Below are 4,895 nucleotides of genomic sequence, written 5' to 3' on the forward strand. Positions count from 1 at the left end.
GAGGTCGAGGCCACCTGGGGTGTCTACCAGCGGATCATCGACGCCTACCGGCAGCCGTCACGGGCCGAGGGCAAGAACATGTTGGATGCGCTGATCGCCTCGATCTCCAGCGGGGTCCCGAAGGTGCTGGGTGAGGTGATCACGCTGGGACGGACACTGAAACGCCGCCGCACCGACGTCCTGGCCTACTTCGACCACCCCGGAACCTCGAACGGTCCCACCGAGGCGATCAATGGCCGGCTGGAACACCTCCGCGGCACCGCCCTCGGCTTCCGGAACCTGGTCCACTACCGGCTACGAGCACTCCTGGACACCGGCGGATTCAGACCCCGACTCCACTCTCTTCTGTGAAGAGCCCGAATAGTGCAAGCCTACGACTGGCAAGTCTGGGACCGCTCTCAGATGCAGATATCGAAATCCTTCGCGGAATCTACTGGCGGAACTCCCAAGTCCGAGAGGGTTGGACCGCGAAGCGTGAGCTACAGAAGCTTTTTGACCGGAACGCGAAGGAATGGCCTCCCGACCTTCCTGAGCAGACACGTCGTCGTCAAAACGTTAACACCGGTGAGCCGCCATTCTAGGTGCCGATCAGGCCGGATCCTGTTCGGGTCATTGTCAATCCTAGATCTCGTGGAACGACAGCCTTCGCTGGGCACGCTGGTAGGGAAGCAGCTCGACGGGCTCCGTCATACTTCTAGGCCGTCACTCGACAGCGGTAGGGGCCAGTTTGCTCGGATACGTTCAGCGATGCGTTCGGTATCAGCGAGCGGAAGCTCCTTGACTTCACCCCAATCTGTGCCGCCGGAATCAAGTGTTCCAGCCACATGAAAATGGACATGCCTGATGGTCTGGCTAGCGGGCTCTCCGTTGTTTTGCCAAACAGAGATACCGGGGCGATGGTAGGTCGAGTCAATGGCTATCGCCGCATTCCTCACACCGATCATCAATGCAGCTGATTCCTTGTCGGTGAGGTGAAGGATGGTCTCGCGGTGAGTGGTCGGAATCACGAGGAGGTGAGGCTTACCCCGCTGTTCTCGGGTAACGAGCGTCGCCGTCGTCGCGCTTCTTGCGACGAAGGTGAATGGCCTGGAGCCATCGAGATAGGCGCAGAATGCGCACGGCCGCGGATGGGGCAGTTTGATTGCTGATGTGCTCATGAGGGCCTCAGTGATGATAGGAATGCTTGGAGTTCGAGGCGATCGAGGCGATCGAAGTCGCTCGCGCGGACAACTATTCGCAGCTCGTCACACACCTTCCTGGTGCGAGACGCGAACATGAACGACATGACGATGAAGCGGATCGAGTCCTGCGCTGGAATTATCTGAGATAGTCGCGACTGACCTCCCCCAATGACGGGAATCGCGACTGGAGTCCCGTTGGCTGTCCGCGAAACTTCGTCCCAGAGCGAGGCCAGGCTCCGCCAGATTCCATCCGGGGTGCTCTGAGCCTCGTTATTTTGGTTCATCTCGCTGTAGGCTAGGAAGTAGAGCCGGTAGGAAGCTTTGTGGAGTGTTGCGACGGTCCCAACGCCATATTTGTCGGTCTTTCCCATCTTCGCGATAGATCCTTGAATAGGCTTTTCGTGAAGAGCGTTGGCGATTTCGGTGTCTAATCGGTTTACATCGCCCCCATAGAGTCGCTCGAGCGCTTGCCCTTGGACGCTATTCTGCGCTATGACATTCGGTGTCGAGGTGTCGAACGTATCGCACGTTCCAACAACAATGTTGCAGTCTTGGCTGAACAGGTCGCCCTTTACCACCTCGATTGCGGTTTTGGGTGCCTCGTATTCCTGTCTGATTGGGCGGGGCCAGGCGCGCATCAGTCCGTAGCCGATTGAGATAGCAGCCATTCCGATAGCCAGCGGCCATCCCTCGAACGGAAGACTGCCGATGACGAAGTTGGTTACCTCCAAAAGGATAGCGAGAACGCCAACCGCCGAGAATGTCTGGACAAGGAACCAACGCCAGAAGCGCCAAGTGCGTAGATCGTGTCCGAGGTCACGCATCTACAGCCCGAGAGAGGTGTAGACAGCGGACGTGTAGTAGTGGGGGCCCGAGTTCTTTCCCGTGGCGTACTGAGGAACGTAGTAGTCGAGGGCGTACTTGATGATCTTCGGCTGGAATGAAACGGACTCCGTGTAGTAGTTAGCGTTCAGTAAAGGCGCAGGAATCAAAGTCCGTTCCACGTTACGACTGCCGCCTAGGTTGGCGACAACGATTGGCAAGCTGAACTCCATCATGACTTGAACTTCATAGGCGAGGAATGAGGCTCCGTCGCCACCCTTCCGCTTGCCATTGCTGCTCCCGAGAAGAACGATTTGTTTGGCATTCTTCATTCGTTCGCGAAGATTTCGCTTGATTGTCTCTGGGCGGCTCGTGTCGCGCGAGATGTAGAGACCGTGGGCGTCATAGAACTGAAAGTCTATTTTCGCGTTCTCTCGCCATGCTTCCATGAGGCGATAACAGCGAATATCTTCGCTCGCGAATGCGACATAGGTTTTATTTCGGTAACTCACCGTTCTCCTCGTGGGTAGTTGCTGGCTCAACCTGATCAGAAGCACGTCGTCAACTAGAGCATCGACAGTCACAGCTTATGCACAGCTGTGAGTGCATGGATGAGCTGGGTGCCGACCCCTTCGGCTTGACTCGGGTTTTGTTGGATGGCTCCTGCTTGGTTGAGGGTTTTGTAGATGGTTGCTCTGGAGACGTGGAGGGCGCCGGCGATCTGGGCGACGGTCCAGCGGTCGTTCTCTTGGTACATCTGGATGGCCTGGCGTTTCTGGGCCGGGGTGAGGGCGGGCTTGCGGCCGCCTTGGCGGCCGCGGGCCCGGGTGGTGGCCAGTGCTGCGCGGGTGCGTTCGGAGACCAGGGCGGCTTCGAACTCGGCGGCGGCTCCCATGATCGAGATGAACAGTCGGCCCGAGGAGGTGGCGGTGTCGATGTTGGAGTCCAGTAGCACGAGGGAGGCGCCCTTGGTGCGGATCTCGGCGTCCAGGTCGAGCAGGTCCTTCAACGATCGGGCGAGGCGGTCGAGCTTGGCGACGACGAGCTGGTCGCCTTCGCGCAGGGTGCGCAGGGCGTTGCGGAGTTCGGGCCTGTTGGCTTTGGTGCCGGTGATGTGTTCGGAGTAGATGTCGGTCTTTTTCACCCCGGCACGGGTGAGTTGGTCGATCTGCCAGTCCAGTCCGATCTCCTGGCCGCCGGTCGAGACCCGGGCGTAGCCGATCTTGCGGCCCACGTCAACGATCCACGCCGGGAGAGGGGAAAGCCGGCAGGCCGACGGCCTGGAGGGTGCGGCCGAGTGTCCATCTATTCATACGTTGACCATACATAGTTTGATGGACACAAAACGACGCCCTGGGGGGCGTGTTTCAACGATTTCCGCTTGTCAATGTTCAAAGTCGTGTGCACAAATGTCTGGAGTCCTCTGCATCGAGTGAGATATCCGGGGGCGTGTCGTAGATAGCGTGATCTGTGCTCGCTCCTACCCAACGTCATCGAGGAGCTTCTCGGGGCTTACGCACCTGTCGGTGCGGGGGCCCGGTCGGCTACCCGTTGGGTGTAGGTGCGGTAGGCCTTGCGGGTAGCGGGCGTGGATTCTGTGGTGATCAGCGTTGCGGCAGCCCCCAGGAGTGTCTGGTGGATGTCGGCGGGGGCGGTGACGGTCAGGGTGTAGCCGCGGCCGCGGCGGGTGGTGCGCCCGCCGGTGAGGGCGTTGCGTTCGGACGGGTCCAGGTCGGGGTGGTCGGTGAGCAGGGCGGCGATCTGGCCGGGGATCTCCACTCGTACCGGTGGTGCGGTCTTCGTGGGCCGGGCAGGGCGGTCGGGTAGGAGGTCGGCCAGGGTGGTGCGGATCGCGGCGCGGCTGACCTGGTGCTGGCGGGCGAGGGCGGCGATGCTGGCCCCGGCCAGGTAGTCGCGCCGTACGTCGTCGATGGTGCCGGCCTGGGTCAGGCGGGCTGGCCGGCCGAGGGTTTTGCCGGCGGCGCGGGCGGCGGCGAGTCCGTCGCGGGTGAGTTCGTTTTGTAGGTCGCGCTGGAATTGTCCGACCGAGACCAGCACGTTGACCAGCATGGTGGTGGTCGCGTCGGTGCTGGCGAGGTCGGTGATGCCCGACAGGGCCCCGGACAGGACCCGGAGTTTGACCTGGTGGTCCTGGCACCAGGCGCGGACGGTGAGGATGTCGGCCAGATCGCGGCACAGCCGGTACAGCTCGGCCACGGTCAGGGTGTCACCGGGCCGGGCGTAGCGGGCCAGGTCGGCGAACCCGGCCCGCTTGAGCGCGGGGGTCTTCGAGGAGGTCGCCGGGTCGCTGAACTTCCGCACCCCCGGGGCGCCGGCGACCAATCCGGCGGCGGTGAGCAGGTGGGTCTGGCGGGCAGTGGACTGCTCGTCGGTGGAGACCCGCGTGTAGACCAGATCCGACACGTCGCCACGATCCTTTCGGCTCCGGGCGGCCGACCCTTCTGTCGTCTAACCCTGTCGGAAAGGCTAATTGATTCTGATTGGATCGGGCGGCTCATCTTCGGCGTGTTTTCGGGCTCTTCACAGAAGAGAGTGGAGTCGGGGTCTGAATCCGCCGGTGTCCAGGAGTGCTCGTAGCCGGTAGTGGACCAGGTTCCGGAAGCCGAGGGCGGTGCCGCGGAGGTGTTCCAGCCGGCCATTGATCGCCTCGGTGGGACCGTTCGAGGTTCCGGGGTGGTCGAAGTAGGCCAGGACGTCGGTGCGGCGGCGTTTCAGTGTCCGTCCCAGCGTGATCACCTCACCCAGCACCTTCGGGACCCCGCTGGAGATCGAGGCGATCAGCGCATCCAACATGTTCTTGCCCTCGGCCCGTGACGGCTGCCGGTAGGCGTCGATGATCCGCTGGTAGACACCCCAGGTGGCCTCGACCTC

General features: G+C 61.7%; 7 protein-coding genes. 1 reads left to right on the forward strand and 6 read right to left on the reverse strand.

The annotated features are described in order from the left end of the window. The coding region (locus GA0111570_RS17125) for a transposase (RefSeq protein ID WP_139283317.1) at positions 1-351 on the forward strand (351 nt) is incomplete at its 5' end. Between the two features lie 335 nt (positions 352-686). On the opposite strand, the gene GA0111570_RS17130 is transcribed toward GA0111570_RS17125, so the two are convergent. From GA0111570_RS17130 to GA0111570_RS17150, 6 genes are all read right to left on the reverse strand, one after another. Next, positions 687-1,157, reverse strand: coding sequence for an HIT family protein (locus tag GA0111570_RS17130; RefSeq protein WP_092613873.1), 471 nt, complete (start codon positions 1,155-1,157; stop codon positions 687-689). Further along, complete coding sequence (locus GA0111570_RS17490; protein WP_139283318.1) at positions 1,154-2,005, reverse strand: macro domain-containing protein; 852 nt, start codon at positions 2,003-2,005, stop codon at positions 1,154-1,156. Before GA0111570_RS17490 ends, GA0111570_RS17130 begins: the two co-directional genes overlap by 4 nt. Then, a complete protein-coding gene (locus tag GA0111570_RS17135; protein WP_092613874.1) occupies positions 2,006-2,515 on the reverse strand; it encodes a TIR domain-containing protein in 510 nt (169 codons plus the stop codon). 68 nt (positions 2,516-2,583) lie between these two features. Further along, positions 2,584-3,237: a recombinase family protein gene (locus GA0111570_RS17140; RefSeq protein ID WP_092613875.1), complete on the reverse strand. Its 654-nt coding sequence runs from the start codon at positions 3,235-3,237 to the stop codon at positions 2,584-2,586. A gap of 278 nt (positions 3,238-3,515) precedes the next feature. Then, complete coding sequence (locus tag GA0111570_RS17145) at positions 3,516-4,427, reverse strand: recombinase family protein (protein ID WP_092613876.1); 912 nt, start codon at positions 4,425-4,427, stop codon at positions 3,516-3,518. 117 nt (positions 4,428-4,544) lie between these two features. After that, a partial coding sequence (locus GA0111570_RS17150) for a transposase (RefSeq protein WP_139283317.1) occupies positions 4,545-4,895 on the reverse strand: 351 nt, incomplete at its 5' end.

It is taken from the genome of Raineyella antarctica (assembly GCF_900092135.1).
GTDB classification, from domain to species: domain Bacteria; phylum Actinomycetota; class Actinomycetes; order Propionibacteriales; family Propionibacteriaceae; genus Raineyella; species Raineyella antarctica.

Coding starts and splice junctions, on each gene's coding strand:
- GA0111570_RS17130 (WP_092613873.1), bottom strand. CDS start 1,157: ATGAGCACATCAGCAATCAAACTGCCCCATCCGCGGCCGTGCGCATTC.
- GA0111570_RS17490 (WP_139283318.1), bottom strand. CDS start 2,005: ATGCGTGACCTCGGACACGATCTACGCACTTGGCGCTTCTGGCGTTGG.